At 52.7% G+C, this 19,594-nt stretch carries 13 protein-coding genes; 7 read left to right on the forward strand and 6 right to left on the reverse strand.

The window, feature by feature from the left end:
* Positions 1-27 precede the first annotated feature (27 nt).
* From hofC to nadC, 4 genes are all read right to left on the reverse strand, one after another.
* A complete protein-coding gene (hofC, locus tag BEB54_RS08180) occupies positions 28-1,230 on the reverse strand; it encodes a protein transport protein HofC (RefSeq protein WP_105277284.1) in 1,203 nt (400 codons plus the stop codon).
* On the reverse strand, positions 1,220-2,605 hold the full coding sequence (gene gspE, locus BEB54_RS08185) for a type II secretion system protein GspE (protein WP_105277285.1): 1,386 nt from the start codon (positions 2,603-2,605) through the stop codon (positions 1,220-1,222). The genes hofC and gspE overlap by 11 nt, the downstream gene beginning before the upstream one ends.
* Before the next feature lie 9 nt (positions 2,606-2,614).
* Complete coding sequence (gene ppdD, locus BEB54_RS08190; RefSeq protein WP_000360904.1) at positions 2,615-3,055, reverse strand: prepilin peptidase-dependent pilin; 441 nt, start codon at positions 3,053-3,055, stop codon at positions 2,615-2,617.
* A gap of 202 nt (positions 3,056-3,257) precedes the next feature.
* The gene (nadC, locus tag BEB54_RS08200; protein ID WP_032183211.1) at positions 3,258-4,151 is read right to left on the reverse strand and encodes a carboxylating nicotinate-nucleotide diphosphorylase; all 894 of its coding nucleotides are present in this window, start codon (positions 4,149-4,151) and stop codon (positions 3,258-3,260) included.
* Between the two features lie 87 nt (positions 4,152-4,238).
* Between nadC and ampD the strand changes: the two genes are divergently transcribed.
* The gene (gene ampD, locus BEB54_RS08205) at positions 4,239-4,790 is read left to right on the forward strand and encodes a 1,6-anhydro-N-acetylmuramyl-L-alanine amidase AmpD (protein ID WP_000923726.1); all 552 of its coding nucleotides are present in this window, start codon (positions 4,239-4,241) and stop codon (positions 4,788-4,790) included.
* Complete coding sequence (ampE, locus tag BEB54_RS08210) at positions 4,787-5,641, forward strand: beta-lactamase regulator AmpE (protein ID WP_000172005.1); 855 nt, start codon at positions 4,787-4,789, stop codon at positions 5,639-5,641. The genes ampD and ampE overlap by 4 nt, the downstream gene beginning before the upstream one ends.
* A gap of 42 nt (positions 5,642-5,683) precedes the next feature.
* Here ampE and aroP read toward each other — a convergent pair whose 3' ends face one another.
* Entirely contained in the window at positions 5,684-7,057 is a 1,374-nt protein-coding gene (gene aroP, locus BEB54_RS08215; protein WP_000969915.1) for an aromatic amino acid transporter AroP, read from the reverse strand.
* A gap of 540 nt (positions 7,058-7,597) precedes the next feature.
* Between aroP and pdhR the strand changes: the two genes are divergently transcribed.
* The 4 genes from pdhR to lpdA all read left to right on the forward strand — a co-directional run bounded on the left by pdhR (position 7,598) and on the right by lpdA (position 14,731).
* On the forward strand, positions 7,598-8,362 hold the full coding sequence (gene pdhR, locus BEB54_RS08220) for a pyruvate dehydrogenase complex transcriptional repressor PdhR (RefSeq protein WP_000331776.1): 765 nt from the start codon (positions 7,598-7,600) through the stop codon (positions 8,360-8,362).
* Between the two features lie 160 nt (positions 8,363-8,522).
* Positions 8,523-11,186, forward strand: a complete 2,664-nt coding sequence (aceE, locus tag BEB54_RS08230; RefSeq protein WP_105277286.1) for a pyruvate dehydrogenase (acetyl-transferring), homodimeric type — start codon at positions 8,523-8,525, stop codon at positions 11,184-11,186.
* 14 nt (positions 11,187-11,200) lie between these two features.
* Entirely contained in the window at positions 11,201-13,099 is a 1,899-nt protein-coding gene (aceF, locus tag BEB54_RS08235) for a pyruvate dehydrogenase complex dihydrolipoyllysine-residue acetyltransferase (RefSeq protein WP_105277287.1), read from the forward strand.
* 207 nt (positions 13,100-13,306) lie between these two features.
* Entirely contained in the window at positions 13,307-14,731 is a 1,425-nt protein-coding gene (gene lpdA, locus BEB54_RS08240) for a dihydrolipoyl dehydrogenase (protein ID WP_000102485.1), read from the forward strand.
* A gap of 71 nt (positions 14,732-14,802) precedes the next feature.
* Here lpdA and BEB54_RS08245 read toward each other — a convergent pair whose 3' ends face one another.
* Positions 14,803-16,548: a DUF3300 domain-containing protein gene (locus BEB54_RS08245; RefSeq protein WP_105282169.1), complete on the reverse strand. Its 1,746-nt coding sequence runs from the start codon at positions 16,546-16,548 to the stop codon at positions 14,803-14,805.
* Positions 16,549-16,902: 354 nt separating this feature from the next.
* Between BEB54_RS08245 and acnB the strand changes: the two genes are divergently transcribed.
* Positions 16,903-19,500: a bifunctional aconitate hydratase 2/2-methylisocitrate dehydratase gene (gene acnB, locus BEB54_RS08255; RefSeq protein WP_105277289.1), complete on the forward strand. Its 2,598-nt coding sequence runs from the start codon at positions 16,903-16,905 to the stop codon at positions 19,498-19,500.
* Positions 19,501-19,594 lie beyond the last annotated feature (94 nt).

The following is a 19,594-nucleotide window of genomic DNA, read 5'->3' on the forward strand; positions in this document are numbered from 1 at the left end:
ATGCTGGCGTGGAGTAACACGCCAGCGTTATCCCATCCCACTCATCGCATCGCCTAAATGGAAAATTGGCAAATACATTGCCACCACTAGCGTACCGATAATTCCTCCCGTTATGACCAGCAACACCGGTTCGAGCAAGGCTGCAAGGTTATCCGCCAGCGCCATGGTGTTATCCCGATGATGACGGGCGAGGTTGTCTAACATGAGATCCAGCGAACCGGATGCCTCTCCTGTTCTCACTAATTGCAAACAGAGCGGGCTAAACTCACCGGCATTTTTTAGCGCCAGCCAGATAGGATGACCGTTACTGATATCGTGCTGGATTTGTGTCAGAAGTTGCTCCCAGTACGGACAGCGCATTGTTGCTCTGACGCTCTCTACGCCCTGTAAAAAAGTAATGCCTGCACTTTGTGTCAGCGCCAGAATCGTAAAGATCTGCGTGAGTTTTTGCCCTCGCATCAGTGAACCCATAATTGGGATGCGTAACAGTGATTTTTGCCTCACGATGAGCCAGGTCGGGCGGCGCACCAGCAACTTATTGGCTATTGCCAGCAGTAAGCCGAACAACAGCAGCAGCCAGCCCCATTCGCCACTAAAGTCTGCCAGCGTCATGATCCCCTGCGTTAGCGCCGGTAATGGGGTGTTAAAGGTCTTGTAGATAGCAGCAAACTCCGGCAGTACAAAATGCAGCATTGCCACAACCACCATGATTGCCATCGCTAAAATGATGATGGGATAACGCAACGCTGATTTCACTTTATCGGCTAACTGACGCTGGGCTTTTTGCTGTCGAGCAAGTTCAAAGCAACATTCATCTAACTTACCGGTCAATTCCCCCGTGCGGATCATTGCCTGATAGAGCGGCGGAAATACCTCTGACCAGGGTAATAAGGCATTGGATAAGGCAACGCCCTGTTCGAGATCGAGCGCCAGTGATTGCAGCAACGCTTGCCATTGCTTACTGGGATGCTGTTCCGCCAGCAGTGCCAGCCCTTCAGAAAGCGTTAACCCGGCTTTGAGTAGCGTCGCCAGTTGATGAATGACTTCCGCGCTTTTATCTCCTCGCCACTGCGCAGAATTGATGGCGATTCGCTTCAGGCTAAGTGGGGTAACCATCTGTTGCTGTAGTGCTATGAGCAGCAAAGCACGGCTCTCTGCCCATAGCATCCCATCTTGCGCATTGCCGTCGCCGGTTATGCCACGCCAGCGCCAGAGTTGCTTACTCGCCATGCGGCATTCCCAGTACGCGGATTAACTCTTCAAAGGTGGTTAAGCCTTGCTCCACGGCCAGGCAGCCGTTTTCAAAAAGCGTTCGCATACCCGCCTGTCGGGCGTGCGTTTCCAGCGATTCAACGTCGGTATTAGCGGAAATAAGCTGACGTATGAACGGTGTTATGGGCAGAACTTCAAATAAGGCCGTGCGACCATAAAAACCGTGGTAGCAATGTACACAACCGGGTGCTTGCCAGCGGGGCAGCGGCGACGGCCATACATTGTCTGGAATATGGATGGGCTCCCCTTGCTGCAGGCGGCAATGTGGGCAAAGTTTACGTACCAGACGCTGGGCTATTACCAGCGTAAGCGCCGATGAGAGCATCCAGCGGGCGACTCCCATTTGCTGTAAACGTACCAGCGTTTCAGTGGTGGAATTGGTGTGTAGGGTAGACAACACCAGGTGACCGGTTTGCGCCGCTTTAATAGCGATCTCTGCTGTTTCGCCATCGCGGATCTCTCCGATCATGATGACGTCAGGGTCCTGGCGCAATAACGCACGCAAAACGCCCTGAAAGGTAAGACCGGCACGCGGATGGATTTGCGTCTGGTTTAGTCCGGCTATGGGGATCTCAACCGGATCTTCGACGCTACAAATATTAATGTCAGCGGTATTCAGCGTTTGCAGGGCACTATAAAGCGTGACCGTTTTGCCGCTGCCTGTAGGGCCAGTTACCAGCACCAGTCCCTGTGGTTGTTGCAAGGCATGAGCAAAGTCCGCCAGTTGTAACGGCTGCATCCCCAGCGTGTTGATATCCAGTGCCTGGCTCACCTGCTGTAACAACCTTAATACCACCTTTTCACCACCCTGGCATGGTAAGGTCGCAATACGAAATGAGACGGCGTTTCCTGCCAGTTCGACAGTGAATTGCCCGTCCTGCGGCAGGCGATGTTCCGCAATATCCAGGTTGCCCAGCACTTTTAATCTGGCGGTTAATGCGACTCCGGCATCCGGTAAAACATCCGGTAAAGGATGCAATACACCGTCGATACGCAAGCGGATGCGGTAGGCATTGTCCGCTGGTTCGATATGAATATCAGACGCGCGTTGTTCCAGCGCAGATTGTAACGTTCGAGTCAGCAACTCTGCTTTGGGCTGATGCTTCTCATGAATAGCTACGGGCAATGTCTGTTGGGGGCGACTGGCGTGACCTTCCATTTGTTGGCGCGTCCAGCAGGTGATCTCAATACGTTTGGTGGTAGCGAAATGCAATGCGTCCAGTAGCTCATGCGAAGGGGCATCGACCACCGCAACATGAACCACCTCTTCGCTGACATCCAGCAAGACTCCCTGATAACGCAGACACAGGGCGGTGAGCTGTGGAATATTCATTGCCGCTCCTTAGTTGGCGTCATCAAAACGGAAGACATCTTCGCAGGCTTGCTGTAATGCGCTGTCACTTTGAATATTGCAGTTGCGTGTCCAGCCGGTGACGCCGTTTGCGTTATCCCAACCCGGTGTCATGACGACGCTTAGCCCATTGAGACTTTCTTGCCCGGTCAGCGACACCACGCCCTTTGCCACACTCATGGCTGAAACATAGCGGGTGGTGGTAGGCGAGGGAATGCCATTGCTGCCACCGTCGCAGGTATCTAATCCACCATGTTCCAGCGCGCACAACTCTACGGCGGTACGGTAAGGCACAAAGGTTTGTAGCATGTCGGTGAGTGCGGCTTTGCGCAGGTAGTTTTGATAAGCGGGAATACCAATGGCGCTTAAAATGGCAATGATGCCAATAACCACCATCAGTTCGATAAGTGTAAAACCGCGTTGCTTGTCCATTTGTTTCGCTCCTTGATTTGGTTGGCGCTACTTTGGCAAACGCCATCAGCACAAGCGAGGGGCAAAAAACGAAACGGGAAAGCAGCTTCCGGAGTTTTTTATTACGTTGCAGCGAAAGACAAGAAATTTGCGAGGCGTTACGAAGAAAGTTGGGAAAGGGGAGATTATCCGCCCACGATGGAGCGGATAAATCTGTCAGCAATCAGCGAAAACGCATTGAAAGGTCGAGTGCCTGTACGTGTTTAGTTAGCGCACCGACGGAGATAAAGTCCACGCCCGTTTCGGCAAATTCGCGCAGTGTTTTGTCAGTGACGTTGCCAGACACTTCCAGTAGCGCCTTGCCGTTGGTGCGTTTGACGGCTTCGCGCATCTGTTCTGTTTCGAAGTTATCCAGCATGATGATATCGGCACCTGCTTTCAGGGCTTCATCAAGTTCTTCCAGATTCTCTACTTCGACTTCTACTGGCGCATCTGGGTGCAGCCAGGACGCTTTTTCGACCGCCTGGCGCACTGAGCCGGAGGCAATAATATGGTTTTCTTTGATCAGGAAGGCATCAGAAAGCCCCAGGCGGTGATTCGCTCCGCCGCCGCAAAGTACCGCGTATTTCAGAGCTGAACGCAGGCCGGGTAAGGTTTTGCGCGTATCCAACAACTGCGTGTTGGTGCCCTCCAGTAATTCGACATAGTGGCGTACCTTACTGGCAACCCCTGAAAGGGTTTGCACAAAATTAAGTGCAGTGCGTTCGCCCGTTAACAGCACGCGGGATGGGCCTTCAAGTTCGAACAAGGGTTGTTTGGCGTTGATGACATCGCCGTCATCCACATGCCAGATTATGGTGACATCGTCGCCTGCCAGTTGAATAAACACCTCTTCAACCCAGCGTTTGCCGCAAAATACGCCATTCTCGCGTGTGATCACTGTGGCATGAGAGCGAGAGTTTTCCGGTAAAAGTTTTGCCGTAATGTCATTGTTGGCATCGACTGTTCCGCCTAAATCTTCCCGCAGCGCCTGGGCCACCGCGCCGGGGATATCGAGATTAATGCGTTCCAGCAGCTCGTCACGTCGGGTGTCAGGGTTATAGCGGCGAGGCGGCATGTTAAAACTCCAGATAGCTAACGAATCATAAGGTAGAAACATGCTACTCTGAACCGGGTATTAGCACCACATATAAGGAGATCCTGCATGTTGTTAGAACAGGGGTGGCTGGTTGGCGCGCGCCGCGTTCCCTCACCACATTACGATTGCCGCCCGGATGACGAAACACCCACCCTGCTGGTGGTGCACAATATTAGCCTGCCGCCAGGCGAGTTTGGCGGTCCGTGGATCGACGCATTATTCACTGGAACTATTGATCCGCAGGCACATCCTTTCTTTGCTGAGATCGCCCATTTGCGCGTCTCCGCTCACTGTTTGATTCGCCGCGATGGTGAAATAGTTCAGTATGTTCCTTTCGATAAACGTGCCTGGCATGCCGGAGTCTCTCAGTATCAGGGGCGCGAACGCTGCAATGATTTTTCTATTGGGATTGAGCTGGAAGGCACCGATACGCTGGCGTATACCGATGCGCAGTATCAACAGCTTGCGGCGGTTACGCGGGCACTGATTGATCGCTATCCAGATATCGCTAATAACATGACGGGCCATTGTGATATTGCGCCGGATCGGAAAACCGATCCCGGTCCTGCATTTGATTGGGCACGGTTTCGTGCACTGGTCAGCAAGGAGACAACATGACGCTATTTACAACCTTACTGGTGTTAATTTTCGAGCGCCTGTTTAAGTTGGGCGAGCACTGGCAGCTTGATCATCGTCTTGAAGCGTTCTTTCGGCGGGTGAAACATTTTTCTCTCGGGCGCACATTAGGCATGACCATTATTGCGATGGGCGTGACTTTTTTACTGTTACGCGCATTGCAGGGAGTATTGTTCAACGTTCCCACGCTGCTGGTGTGGCTGCTGATTGGTTTGCTGTGTATTGGCGCAGGTAAAGTTCGTCTTCATTATCATGCTTATCTGACAGCTGCTTCACGTAATGATAGCCATGCCCGTGCCACGATGGCTGGCGAACTCACCATGATTCACGGCGTCCCGGCAGGCTGCGATGAACGTGAGTATTTGCGTGAGCTGCAAAATGCATTGCTGTGGATTAACTTTCGTTTTTATCTTGCTCCGTTGTTCTGGCTGATTGTGGGGGGAACCTGGGGACCCGTTACGCTGATGGGGTATGCGTTTTTGCGTGCATGGCAATACTGGCTGGCGCGTTACCAGACGCCGCATCATCGTTTACAGTCCGGCATTGATGCCGTGCTTCATGTACTGGATTGGGTGCCGGTTCGTCTTGCGGGTGTGGTATATGCCTTGATCGGTCATGGGGAAAAAGCGTTACCGGCCTGGTTTGCTTCGCTGGGTGATTTCCATACTTCGCAATATCAGGTATTAACACGTCTGGCACAGTTCTCTCTGGCGCGTGAACCGCATGTCGATAAGGTGGAGACGCCGAAGGCAGCGGTTTCCATGGCGAAGAAAACCTCGTTCGTGGTCGTGGTGGTAATTGCGCTACTGACGATTTACGGGGCGTTGGTGTAAAGATTATTGCCCTCACCCTGCACGGGTGAGGGCGTAGAGAGATTAATGCGCTTTTACGGCTTTGGCGGTTTTCTCTTTAAACAGATAGCCGATACCTAACACGATCAGCCATACCGGGATCAGGTATACCGAAATCGCCATTCCTGGGGTCATCAGCATAATCACCAGTACCGCCGCCATAAACAGCAGGCAGATCCAGTTACCCAGCGGATAAAGCAGAGCAGGGAAGCGAGTTACCACGCCTTGTTCCTGCTTGGCGCGACGGAATTTCATATGCGCCAGGCTAATCATCGCCCAGTTGATGACCAGTGCAGATACCACCAGCGCCATTAACAGTCCGAATGCGGATTCCGGTGCAAGGTAGTTAATCAGCACGCACAATGCCGTAACCAGCGCAGACACCAGAATAGTGTTAACCGGTACACCGCGTTTGTCGACAGACGCCAGCGCTTTTGGCGCGTTGCCCTGTTGTGCCAGACCAAACAGCATACGGCTGTTGCAATATACGCAGCTGTTGTACACGGAGAGCGCAGCAGTCAGTACCACGATGTTCAGCGCATTAGCCACAAAGGTATCGCCCAATTCGTGGAAGATCAGTACAAACGGACTGGTATCAGCAGTAACGCGGGTCCATGGCATCAGCGAGAGCAGAACGGCTAACGAACCAATATAGAAAATCAGGATGCGGTAGATAACCTGGTTAGTTGCTTTCGGGATACTTTGCTCCGGATTATCAGCTTCTGCTGCGGTGATCCCCACCAGTTCCAGACCGCCGAAAGAGAACATGATAATCGCCATCATCATCACCAGTCCGGTAAAGCCGTGCGGCAGGAAACCACCTTGATCCCACAGGTTGCTAACGGTCGCCTGCGGGCCGCCGTTGCCACTGAACAGTAGCCAGCCGCCGAAGATGATCATCGCCACCACTGCGATAACTTTGATAATGGCAAACCAGAACTCCATCTCGCCAAACACTTTTACGTTTGTCAGGTTGATGGCGTTGATCACCACAAAGAACACGGCGGCAGAAACCCAGGTGGGGATTTCCGGATACCAGAACTGAATGTATTTACCCACGGCAGTCAGCTCTGCCATGGCAACTAAAACGTACAGTACCCAGTAGTTCCAGCCAGAAGCGAAACCGGCAAAGCTACCCCAGTATTTATAAGCAAAGTGGCTAAAGGAGCCTGCGACAGGTTCTTCGACCACCATTTCACCCAGCTGACGCATGATCAGAAAGGCGATAAAACCAGCAATGGCGTAACCCAGGATAATCCCTGGCCCTGCGGACTGTATTACGGAGGCGCTACCCAGAAATAGCCCGGTCCCTATCGCGCCACCCAGCGCGATAAGCTGAATATGGCGGTTTTTAAGGCCGCGCTTTAGCTGCTCGCCGTGCTGTTGACCTTCCATCATGAAACCTCGTGCGGTGATTGTTTTTTTGATCTACGCAGTGATGCGTGTGTAAGTTTGCAATTCCGTTTTTTGTATTAATTTGTTTACATCAAAGACGTTTGAATTGTTACAAAAGGACTTCCGTCAGATAAAGAATAATGGTATGCGGCAGCGAATGCACCCGCTTTATGCATGGTTGAAGATGAGTTGCTTAAAAAGGAACCGTTTGTAAAGGTCAGCCTCAAATCCCCTCAACATACAAAATGAATATAAATTCATTATTTTTGAATTAAAAATCGATAAATTGGTAAGTGAATCGGTTCAATTCGGATTTTTATAGTTTAATAATCGTTAAAAAATCCCTTTCCTACGTAAAGTCTACATTTGTGCATAGTTACAACTTTGAAACGTTATATATGTTAACTTGTTAAAATGTGCACAGTTTCATGATTTCAATCAAAACCTGTATGGACATGAGGTGAATACTTTGTTACTTTAGCGTCACAGACATGAAATTGGTAAGACCAATTGACTTCGGCAAGTGGCTTAAGACAGGAACTCATGGCCTACAGCAAAATCCGCCAACCAAAACTCTCCGATGTGATTGAGCAGCAACTGGAGTTTTTGATCCTCGAAGGCACACTCCGCCCGGGCGAAAAACTCCCACCGGAACGCGAACTGGCGAAACAGTTCGACGTCTCCCGTCCCTCCTTGCGTGAGGCGATTCAACGTCTCGAAGCAAAGGGCTTGTTGCTTCGTCGCCAGGGTGGCGGCACTTTTGTTCAGAGCAGCCTCTGGCAAAGTTTCAGCGATCCGCTGGTGGAGCTGCTCTCCGACCATCCTGAATCACAGTATGACTTGCTCGAAACACGACACGCCCTGGAAGGTATCGCCGCCTATTACGCCGCGCTGCGTAGTACCGATGAAGACAAGGAACGCATCCGTGAACTCCACCACGCCATAGAGCTGGCGCAGCAGTCTGGCGATCTGGACGCGGAATCAAACGCCGTCCTCCAGTATCAGATTGCCGTCACCGAAGCAGCCCACAATGTAGTTCTGCTTCATCTGCTAAGGTGTATGGAGCCGATGTTGGCTCAGAATGTCCGTCAGAACTTCGAATTGCTCTATTCGCGTCGCGAGATGCTGCCGCTGGTGAGTAGTCACCGCACTCGCATATTCGAAGCGATTATGGCCGGTAAGCCGGAAGAAGCGCGCGAAGCATCGCATCGCCATCTGGCCTTTATCGAAGAAATTTTGCTCGACAGAAGCCGTGAAGAGAGCCGCCGTGAGCGTTCTCTGCGTCGTCTGGAACAACGAAAGAATTAGTGATTTTTCTGGTAAAAATTATCCAGAAGATGTTGTAAATCAAGCGCATATAAAAGCGCGGCAACTAAACGTAGAACCTGTCTTATTGAGCTTTCCGGCGAGAGTTCAATGGGACAGGTTCCAGAAAACTCAACGTTATTAGATAGATAAGGAATAACCCATGTCAGAACGTTTCCCAAATGACGTGGATCCGATCGAAACTCGCGACTGGCTCCAGGCGATCGAATCGGTCATCCGTGAAGAAGGTGTTGAGCGTGCTCAGTATCTGATCGACCAACTGCTTGCTGAAGCCCGCAAAGGCGGTGTCAACGTAGCCGCAGGCACCGGTATCAGCAACTACATCAACACCATCCCCGTTGAAGAACAACCGGAGTATCCGGGTAATCTGGAACTGGAACGCCGTATTCGTTCAGCTATCCGCTGGAACGCCATCATGACGGTTCTGCGTGCGTCGAAAAAAGACCTCGAACTGGGCGGCCACATGGCGTCCTTCCAGTCGTCCGCAACCATTTATGATGTGTGCTTTAACCACTTCTTCCGTGCACGCAACGAGCAGGATGGCGGCGACCTGGTTTACTTCCAGGGCCACATCTCCCCGGGCATTTACGCACGTGCTTTCCTGGAAGGTCGTCTGACTCAAGAGCAGCTGGATAACTTCCGTCAGGAAGTTCACGGCAATGGCCTCTCTTCCTATCCGCACCCGAAACTGATGCCGGAATTCTGGCAGTTCCCGACCGTATCTATGGGTCTGGGTCCGATTGGTGCTATTTACCAGGCTAAATTCCTGAAATATCTGGAACACCGTGGCCTGAAAGATACTTCTAAACAGACCGTTTACGCCTTCCTCGGCGACGGCGAGATGGACGAACCGGAATCCAAAGGTGCGATCACCATCGCTACCCGTGAAAAACTGGATAACCTGGTCTTCGTTATCAACTGTAACCTGCAGCGTCTTGACGGCCCGGTCACCGGTAACGGCAAGATCATCAACGAACTGGAAGGCATCTTCGAAGGTGCTGGCTGGAACGTGATCAAAGTGATGTGGGGTAGCCGTTGGGACGAACTGCTGCGTAAAGATACCAGCGGTAAACTGATCCAGCTGATGAACGAAACCGTTGACGGCGATTACCAGACCTTCAAATCGAAAGATGGTGCGTATGTTCGTGAACACTTCTTCGGTAAATATCCGGAAACCGCAGCTCTGGTTGCAGACTGGACTGACGAGCAGATCTGGGCGCTGAACCGTGGTGGTCACGATCCGAAGAAAATCTACGCTGCATTCAAGAAAGCGCAGGAAACCAAAGGCAAAGCGACAGTAATCCTTGCTCATACCATTAAAGGTTACGGCATGGGCGACGCAGCTGAAGGTAAAAACATCGCGCACCAGGTTAAGAAAATGAACATGGACGGCGTGCGTCATATCCGCGACCGTTTCAATGTGCCGGTGTCTGATGCTGATATCGAAAAACTGCCGTACATCACCTTCCCGGAAGGTTCTGAAGAGCATACCTATCTGCACGCTCAGCGTCAGAAATTGCACGGTTATCTGCCAAGCCGCCAGCCGAACTTCACCGAGAAGCTGGAGCTGCCGAGCTTGCAAGACTTCGGCGCGCTGCTGGAAGAGCAGAGCAAAGAGATCTCTACCACTATCGCTTTCGTTCGTGCCCTGAACGTGATGCTGAAGAACAAGTCGATCAAAGATCGTCTGGTGCCGATCATCGCCGACGAAGCGCGTACTTTCGGTATGGAAGGTCTGTTCCGTCAGATTGGTATTTACAGCCCGAACGGTCAGCAGTACACCCCGCAGGACCGCGAGCAGGTTGCTTACTATAAAGAAGACGAGAAAGGTCAGATTCTGCAAGAAGGGATCAACGAGCTGGGCGCAGGTTGTTCCTGGCTGGCAGCGGCGACTTCTTACAGCACCAACAATCTGCCGATGATTCCGTTCTACATCTATTACTCGATGTTCGGCTTCCAGCGTATCGGCGATTTGTGCTGGGCTGCTGGCGACCAGCAGGCACGTGGCTTCCTGATCGGCGGTACTTCCGGTCGTACCACCCTGAACGGCGAAGGTCTGCAGCACGAAGATGGTCACAGCCACATTCAGTCGCTGACTATCCCGAACTGTATTTCTTACGACCCGGCTTACGCTTACGAAGTTGCTGTCATCATGCATGACGGTCTGGAGCGTATGTACGGTGAAAAACAAGAGAACGTTTACTACTACATCACTACGCTGAACGAAAACTACCACATGCCGGCAATGCCGGAAGGTGCTGAGGAAGGTATCCGTAAAGGTATCTACAAACTCGAAACCATTGAAGGTAGCAAAGGTAAAGTTCAGCTGCTGGGCTCCGGTTCTATCCTGCGTCACGTCCGTGAAGCGGCAGAGATCCTGGCGAAAGATTATGGCGTAGGTTCTGACGTATATAGCGTGACCTCCTTCACCGAACTGGCGCGTGATGGTCAGGATTGTGAACGCTGGAATATGCTGCACCCGCTGGAAACTCCACGCGTTCCGTATATCGCTCAGGTGATGAACGACGCTCCGGCAGTGGCATCTACCGACTATATGAAACTGTTCGCTGAGCAGGTCCGTACTTACGTACCGGCTGACGACTACCGCGTACTGGGTACTGATGGCTTCGGTCGTTCCGACAGCCGTGAGAACCTGCGTCACCACTTCGAAGTTGATGCTTCTTATGTCGTGGTTGCGGCGCTGGGCGAACTGGCTAAACGTGGCGAAATCGATAAGAAAGTGGTTGCTGACGCAATCGCCAAATTCAACATCGATGCAGAAAAAGTTAACCCGCGTCTGGCGTAAGAGGTAAAAGAATAATGGCTATCGAAATCAAAGTACCGGACATCGGGGCTGATGAAGTTGAAATCACCGAGATCCTGGTCAAAGTGGGCGACAAAGTTGAAGCCGAACAGTCGCTGATCACCGTAGAAGGCGACAAAGCCTCTATGGAAGTACCGTCTCCGCAGGCGGGTATCGTTAAAGAGATCAAAGTCTCTGTTGGCGATAAAACCCAGACCGGCGCACTGATTATGATTTTCGATTCCGCCGACGGTGCAGCTGACGCTGCACCTGCTCAGGCAGAAGAGAAGAAAGAAGCAGCTCCGGCAGCAGCACCCGCGGCTGCGGCGGCAAAAGACGTAAATGTTCCGGATATCGGCAGCGATGAAGTCGAAGTGACCGAAATCCTGGTGAAAGTGGGCGACAAAGTTGAAGCTGAACAGTCGCTGATCACCGTAGAAGGCGACAAGGCTTCTATGGAAGTTCCGGCTCCGTTTGCAGGCACCGTGAAAGAGATCAAAGTGACCGTGGGTGACAAAGTGTCTACCGGCTCGCTGATTATGGTCTTCGAAGTCGCGGGTGAAGCAGGCGCGGCAGCTCCGGCGGCTAAACAGGAAGCGGCTCCGGCAGCGGCCCCTGCACCAGCGGCTGGCGTGAAAGAAGTTAACGTTCCGGATATCGGCGGTGACGAAGTTGAAGTGACCGAAGTGATGGTGAAAGTGGGCGACAAAGTTGCCGCTGAGCAGTCACTGATCACCGTAGAAGGCGATAAAGCTTCTATGGAAGTTCCGGCTCCGTTTGCTGGCGTCGTGAAGGAACTGAAAGTCAACGTTGGCGACAAAGTGAAAACTGGCTCGCTGATTATGATCTTCGAAGTTGAAGGCGCAGCACCTGCGGCAGCTCCTGCGAAACAGGAAGCGGCAGCGCCGGCGCCGGCTCCGGCAGCAAAAGCTGAAACTCCGGCAGCAGCACCGGCTGCGAAAGCAGAAGGCAAATCTGAGTTTGCTGAAAACGACGCTTACGTTCACGCGACTCCGCTGATCCGCCGTCTGGCACGCGAATTCGGCGTTAACCTGGCGAAAGTGAAGGGTACTGGCCGTAAAGGTCGGATCCTGCGCGAAGACGTTCAGGCTTACGTGAAAGAAGCGATCAAACGTGCAGAAGCGGCTCCGGCGGCAACTGGCGGCGGTATCCCTGGCATGCTGCCGTGGCCGAAGGTGGACTTCAGCAAGTTTGGTGAAATCGAAGAGGTGGAACTGGGCCGCATCCAGAAAATCTCTGGTGCGAACCTGAGCCGTAACTGGGTGATGATCCCGCATGTTACTCACTTCGACAAAACCGATATCACTGAGCTGGAAGCGTTCCGTAAACAGCAGAACGAAGAAGCAGCGAAACGTAAGCTGGATGTGAAGATAACCCCAGTTGTCTTCATCATGAAAGCCGTTGCTGCGGCACTTGAGCAGATGCCTCGCTTCAACAGTTCTCTGTCGGAAGACGGTCAGCGTCTGACCCTGAAGAAATACATCAACATCGGTGTGGCGGTGGATACCCCGAACGGTCTGGTTGTTCCGGTATTCAAAGACGTCAACAAGAAAGGCATCATCGAGCTGTCTCGCGAGCTGATGACTATTTCTAAGAAAGCGCGTGACGGTAAGCTGACTGCGGGCGAAATGCAGGGCGGTTGCTTCACCATCTCCAGCATCGGCGGCCTGGGTACTACCCACTTCGCGCCGATTGTGAACGCGCCGGAAGTGGCTATCCTCGGCGTTTCCAAGTCCGCGATGGAGCCGGTGTGGAATGGTAAAGAGTTCGTGCCGCGTCTGATGCTGCCGATTTCTCTCTCCTTCGACCACCGCGTGATCGACGGTGCTGATGGTGCCCGTTTCATTACCATCATTAACAACACGCTGTCTGACATTCGCCGTCTGGTGATGTAAGTAAAAGAGCCGGCCCAACGGCCGGCTTTTTTCTGGTAATCTCATGAATGTATTGAGGTTATTAGCGAATAGACAAATCGGTTGCCGTTTGTTGTTTAAAAATTGTTAACAATTTTGTAAAATACCGACGGATAGAACGACCCGGTGGATGATGGGCGTCATAAAAAAAACGTCAGACCCGCCGGAGATAAATATATAGAGGTCATGATGAGTACTGAAATCAAAACTCAGGTCGTGGTACTTGGGGCAGGCCCCGCAGGTTACTCCGCTGCCTTCCGTTGCGCTGATTTAGGTCTGGAAACCGTAATCGTAGAACGCTACAACACCCTCGGCGGTGTTTGCCTGAACGTCGGCTGTATCCCTTCTAAAGCACTGCTGCACGTAGCAAAAGTTATCGAAGAAGCCAAAGCGCTGGCTGAACACGGTATCGTCTTCGGCGAACCGAAAACCGATATCGACAAGATTCGTACCTGGAAAGAGAAAGTGATCAATCAGCTGACCGGTGGTCTGGCTGGTATGGCGAAAGGCCGCAAAGTCAAAGTGGTCAACGGTCTGGGTAAATTCACCGGGGCGAACACCCTGGAAGTGGAAGGTGAGAACGGCAAAACCGTGATCAACTTCGACAACGCGATCATTGCAGCGGGTTCTCGCCCGATTCAACTGCCGTTTATTCCGCATGAAGATCCGCGTATCTGGGACTCCACTGACGCGCTGGAACTGAAAGAAGTACCAGAACGCCTGCTGGTAATGGGTGGCGGTATCATCGGTCTGGAAATGGGGACCGTATACCACGCGCTGGGTTCACAGATTGATGTGGTTGAAATGTTCGACCAGGTTATCCCGGCAGCTGACAAAGACATCGTTAAAGTCTTCACCAAGCGTATCAGCAAGAAATTCAACCTGATGCTGGAAACCAAAGTTACCGCCGTTGAAGCGAAAGAAGACGGCATTTATGTGACGATGGAAGGCAAAAAAGCACCAGCTGAACCGCAGCGTTACGACGCCGTGCTGGTAGCGATTGGTCGTGTGCCGAACGGTAAAAACCTCGACGCAGGCAAAGCTGGCGTGGAAGTTGACGACCGTGGTTTCATCCGCGTTGACAAACAGCTGCGTACCAACGTACCGCACATCTTTGCTATCGGCGATATCGTCGGTCAGCCGATGCTGGCACACAAAGGTGTTCACGAAGGTCACGTTGCCGCTGAAGTTATTGCCGGTAAGAAACACTACTTCGATCCGAAAGTTATCCCGTCTATCGCCTATACCGAACCAGAAGTTGCATGGGTGGGTCTGACTGAGAAAGAAGCGAAAGAGAAAGGCATCAGCTATGAAACCGCCACCTTCCCGTGGGCTGCTTCTGGTCGTGCTATCGCTTCTGACTGCGCAGACGGTATGACCAAGCTGATTTTCGACAAAGAATCTCACCGTGTGATCGGTGGTGCGATTGTCGGTACTAACGGCGGCGAGCTGCTGGGTGAAATCGGTCTGGCAATCGAAATGGGTTGTGATGCTGAAGACATCGCACTGACCATCCACGCGCACCCGACTCTGCACGAGTCTGTGGGCCTGGCGGCAGAAGTGTTCGAAGGTAGCATCACCGACCTGCCGAACCCGAAAGCGAAGAAGAAGTAATTCTTCGAGTGCCGGGACATCCGGTAATTAAAAAAGCGGCTAACCACGCCGCTTTTTTTTACGTCTGTAATTTACCTTTCCAGTCGCCTTGCTCCGTGCTCAGAGAGACGTTCGCGTACTGCTGACCGTTGCTCGTTATTCAATCGGGCAGTACGGTTACTGTCGTTTAGACGTTGTGGGCGGCTCTCCTGAACTTTCTCCCGAAAAACCTGACGTTGTTCAGGTGATGCTGATTGTATACGCTCACGCGCTGCCTCTCTTCGCTGCTGGTTCTGCGGGTTAGTCTGCATTTTCTCGCGAACCGCCTGGCGCTGCTCAGGCGAGGCTGACTGAATACGCTCACGTGCCGCTTCTCTTCTCTGCTGGTTCTGCGGGTTAGTCTGCATTCTCTCGCGGACTGCCTGGCGCTGCTCAGGAGAGGCCGACTGATAACGCTGACGAGCGGCGTCCTTTTGTTGCTGGGTCAGTGGTTGGCGACAGCTGAACTCGCGGAAGTCGTCATAGCTCCCATAGTGTTCCGCTTCATTAAATCGCTGTGCCGCAGCCTGACGTTGTGTATCTCGCGTAATGACGGGTGTGGCGTGTGTTCGTTGCTGAAACTGACTTGCTGCCGCCTGACGCTGGCTGTCGCGTGTTGGAGCAGGTAACTGCGTGGCGCTCATGCCGCCGTTGACATCGGTTTGGTGAAACCGCTTTGCCATATCCTGATCATGATAGGGCACACCATTACGGTAGTTTGGATTGTGCCGCCATGCCATGTTCTTATCAGTAAGATGCTCACCGGTGATACGGTTGAAATTGTTGACGTCGATATTGATGTTGTCGCCGTTGTGTTGCCAGCCATTACCGTCACTATGACCGCCATCGTGGTGGTGATAATCATCATCGTCATGATGATGGTCATCGTCCCAGTCGATGCTGCTGAATAGTGCGTACGTGGTAGCAACGCCCATGCTATAGCCGAATCCGCGCACAAAGCTGTCAACAAACGGTTCTCCGGCTGGTGGTGGCAGATAAACCGGCGGATACGCAGTATTGGCCCAGTTCCCGTAAACCACGGTTGGGTTGTAGTTGGGAATATAGACCACATCAGGATTGGCGGGCTCAATGGAAATGACGGTTGTTGCAGGCTCTGTAATGACAGGGTTGGCAGTTGTAACGGTATTGGATGGTATGACGGGAGCCGTGACTGTCTGTTTTACCGGTATAGCTTTCTTCGTTGTGGTAATAACTTTCTGTTCGGTTGATGACTTCAGCGAGCCGGTTTGTTGCGCCAGTTGCCGCAACCGCTGTACCGAGTCCATTACGTCCTGTGGTTGCGCCAGAAATGCGTCGCCAAGATTTTGCACCCACTGCGGGTTTTCGCCCATTAACGCCATCAATTGCGGAAAAGCCACCAGCGATTTGACGCTGGCGTCCCACGGCTGGTCAGATACCGCCTGAATAGCAGCATCGCCTTGTTTAAGTGGATTATCGTGCGACCATTGCACTGCTTGCGCAACGTTTGTCGGATAGGTTGATGCCATTAACACTTGTGAAAGCAGAGAGTCGGGGTACAGCGCGACAGGTGCAACCCATTGATCTATTTGCGCAGTGCTGAATGCGGTTTTAACGACGGCGGGCGTTACGGGCGGTGCGGAAACCGTTGCAGGAAGCGTAACTGCGGTGATGTCAGGCGCAGCCAGTTGTGTCGATTGCGCTTCCACAGGCGCTTCCACTGTGCGGCTTTTTATATATAGCCCGGCAGAGGCGGCACAAAGCCCGGCACTGCAAATTAGCGCCAGCACATGGGGTTTAAACGGCAAAGTCATTTTCATAATTCGGATCTCAAGGAAATCGCAATGGTCGGCGAACTGCCACCCGCAGGTGCTATGAATCCGAGTATAAAGAGGCGGTAGTTTAAATTTTGACTAATCTTGGGATTCGTTGAGAAAGGTGATTATCACCATGCGAATTAACGAGGTTTTTACGGAGGGAAACAATCTCTAGACTATCCTTAACGATTCAGCCACTTTTTTATGTTGCTTTTTTGTAAACAGATTAACACATCGTCAAAATCCTGCTATTCTGCCCGTTGCGGTACTGGGCATTTACCCTACAAACTGCTGTCTCACAGGAGCGTGAAGAGAATCGCCTGCCGCACTATGACAATGAGAGCGAGGAGAACCGTCGTGCTAGAAGAATACCGTAAGCACGTAGCTGAGCGTGCCGCTGAGGGGATTGCGCCCAAACCCCTGGATGCAAACCAAATGGCCGCACTTGTAGAGCTGCTGAAAAACCCGCCCGCGGGCGATGAAGAATTCCTGTTAGATCTGTTAACCAACCGTGTTCCCCCTGGCGTCGATGAAGCCGCCTATGTCAAAGCAGGCTTCCTGGCTGCTGTCGCCAAAGGCGAAGCTAAATCCCCACTGCTGACTCCGGAAAAAGCCATCGAACTGCTGGGCACCATGCAGGGTGGTTATAATATTCATCCGCTGATCGACGCGCTGGATGATGCCAAACTGGCACCGATCGCTGCCAAAGCACTTTCTCACACGCTGCTGATGTTCGATAACTTCTATGACGTAGAAGAGAAAGCGAAAGCAGGTAACGAATATGCGAAGCAGGTAATGCAGTCCTGGGCGGATGCCGAATGGTTCCTGAATCGCCCGGCGCTGGCTGAAAAACTGACCGTTACCGTCTTCAAAGTAACTGGCGAAACCAACACCGATGACCTCTCTCCGGCACCGGATGCGTGGTCGCGCCCGGATATCCCACTGCACGCGCTGGCGATGCTGAAAAACGCGCGTGAAGGTATTGAGCCAGATCAGCCGGGTGTTGTTGGTCCGATCAAGCAAATCGAAGCTCTGCAACAGAAAGGTTTCCCGCTGGCCTATGTGGGTGACGTTGTGGGTACCGGTTCCTCACGTAAATCTGCGACTAACTCCGTGCTGTGGTTTATGGGTGAAGACATTCCTCATGTACCGAACAAACGCGGCGGTGGTTTGTGCCTCGGTGGTAAAATTGCACCAATCTTCTTTAATACGATGGAAGACGCGGGTGCACTGCCAATCGAAGTCGACGTCTCTAACCTGAACATGGGCGACGTGATTGACGTTTACCCGTACAAAGGTGAAGTGCGTAACCACGAAACCGGCGAACTGCTGGCGACCTTCGAACTGAAAACCGACGTGCTGATTGATGAAGTGCGAGCAGGTGGCCGTATTCCGCTGATTATCGGGCGTGGCCTGACCACCAAAGCACGTGAAGCACTCGGCCTGCCGCAGAGCGATGTGTTCCGTCAGGCGAAAGATGTCGCTGAGAGCGATCGCGGCTTCTCGCTGGCGCAGAAAATGGTCGGTCGTGCCTGCGGCGTGAAAGGCATTCGTCCGGGGGCGTACTGCGAACCGAAAATGACCTCTGTAGGTTCCCAGGACACCACCGGCCCAATGACCCGTGATGAACTGAAAGACCTGGCGTGCCTGGGCTTCTCGGCTGATCTGGTGATGCAGTCTTTCTGTCACACAGCGGCTTATCCGAAACCAGTTGACGTGAACACGCACCACACGCTGCCGGACTTCATCATGAACCGTGGCGGTGTGTCGCTGCGTCCGGGTGATGGCGTAATCCACTCCTGGCTGAACCGTATGCTGCTGCCGGATACCGTCGGTACTGGCGGTGACTCCCATACCCGTTTCCCGATCGGTATCTCTTTCCCGGCGGGCTCTGGTCTGGTGGCATTTGCAGCTGCAACAGGCGTAATGCCGCTGGATATGCCGGAATCCGTTCTGGTTCGCTTCAAAGGCAAAATGCAGCCAGGCATCACCCTGCGCGATCTGGTACACGCCATTCCGCTGTATGCGATCAAACAAGGTCTGCTGACCGTTGAGAAGAAAGGCAAGAAAAACATCTTCTCTGGTCGCATTCTGGAAATCGAAGGTCTGCCGGATCTGAAAGTTGAGCAGGCCTTTGAGCTGACCGATGCGTCCGCCGAGCGTTCTGCTGCCGGTTGTACCATCAAGCTGAACAAAGAGCCGATCATTGAATACCTGAACTCTAACATCGTCCTGCTGAAGTGGATGATCGCGGAAGGTTATGGCGATCGTCGTACCCTGGAACGCCGTATTCAGGGTATGGAAAAATGGTTGGCGAATCCTGAGCTGCTGGAAGCCGATGCTGATGCAGAATACGCAGCAGTAATCGATATCGATCTGGCTGATATCAAAGAGCCAATCCTCTGTGCACCTAACGACCCGGACGACGCACGTCCGCTGTCTGCGGTACAGGGCGAGAAGATCGACGAAGTGTTTATCGGTTCTTGCATGACCAACATCGGTCACTTCCGTGCCGCCGGTAAACTGCTGGATGCGCACAAAGGTCAGTTGCCGACCCGCCTGTGGGTGGCACCGCCAACGCGTATGGACGCCGCGCAGTTGACCGAAGAAGGCTACTACAGCGTCTTCGGTAAGAGTGGTGCGCGTATCGAGATCCCTGGCTGTTCCCTGTGTATGGGTAACCAGGCGCGTGTAGCGGACGGTGCGACGGTGGTTTCCACCTCTACCCGTAACTTCCCGAACCGTCTGGGGACTGGCGCGAACGTCTTCCTGGCTTCTGCGGAACTGGCTGCTGTTGCGGCGCTGATTGGCAAACTGCCGACGCCGGAAGAGTACCAGACCTACGTGGCGCAGGTAGATAAAACAGCCGTTGATACTTATCGTTATCTGAACTTCAACCAGCTTTCTCAGTACACCGAAAAAGCGGATGGGGTGATTTTCCAGACTGCGGTTTAATAAGTAAGCGCACCCGCTGCGCATAAACGAGACAATGCCCGGTGAATGAGATTCCCGGGCATTTTTTATTTCTAAACCATCGCCGTTCCGCTGT

The organism is Escherichia sp. MOD1-EC6021 (assembly GCF_002965245.1).
GTDB classification, from domain to species: Bacteria; Pseudomonadota; Gammaproteobacteria; order Enterobacterales; family Enterobacteriaceae; genus Escherichia; species Escherichia coli_F.

Excerpts from the sequence above, each read along its gene's own strand:
- hofC (WP_105277284.1), bottom strand. The coding sequence starts at position 1,230 with ATGGCGAGTAAGCAACTCTGGCGCTGGCGTGGCATAACCGGCGACGGC.
- gspE (WP_105277285.1), bottom strand. The coding sequence starts at position 2,605 with ATGAATATTCCACAGCTCACCGCCCTGTGTCTGCGTTATCAGGGAGTC.
- ppdD (WP_000360904.1), bottom strand. The coding sequence starts at position 3,055 with ATGGACAAGCAACGCGGTTTTACACTTATCGAACTGATGGTGGTTATT.
- nadC (WP_032183211.1), bottom strand. The coding sequence starts at position 4,151 with ATGCCGCCTCGCCGCTATAACCCTGACACCCGACGTGACGAGCTGCTG.
- ampD (WP_000923726.1), top strand. The coding sequence starts at position 4,239 with ATGTTGTTAGAACAGGGGTGGCTGGTTGGCGCGCGCCGCGTTCCCTCA.
- ampE (WP_000172005.1), top strand. The coding sequence starts at position 4,787 with ATGACGCTATTTACAACCTTACTGGTGTTAATTTTCGAGCGCCTGTTT.
- aroP (WP_000969915.1), bottom strand. The coding sequence starts at position 7,057 with ATGATGGAAGGTCAACAGCACGGCGAGCAGCTAAAGCGCGGCCTTAAA.
- pdhR (WP_000331776.1), top strand. The coding sequence starts at position 7,598 with ATGGCCTACAGCAAAATCCGCCAACCAAAACTCTCCGATGTGATTGAG.
- aceE (WP_105277286.1), top strand. The coding sequence starts at position 8,523 with ATGTCAGAACGTTTCCCAAATGACGTGGATCCGATCGAAACTCGCGAC.
- aceF (WP_105277287.1), top strand. The coding sequence starts at position 11,201 with ATGGCTATCGAAATCAAAGTACCGGACATCGGGGCTGATGAAGTTGAA.
- lpdA (WP_000102485.1), top strand. The coding sequence starts at position 13,307 with ATGAGTACTGAAATCAAAACTCAGGTCGTGGTACTTGGGGCAGGCCCC.
- BEB54_RS08245 (WP_105282169.1), bottom strand. The coding sequence starts at position 16,548 with ATGAAAATGACTTTGCCGTTTAAACCCCATGTGCTGGCGCTAATTTGC.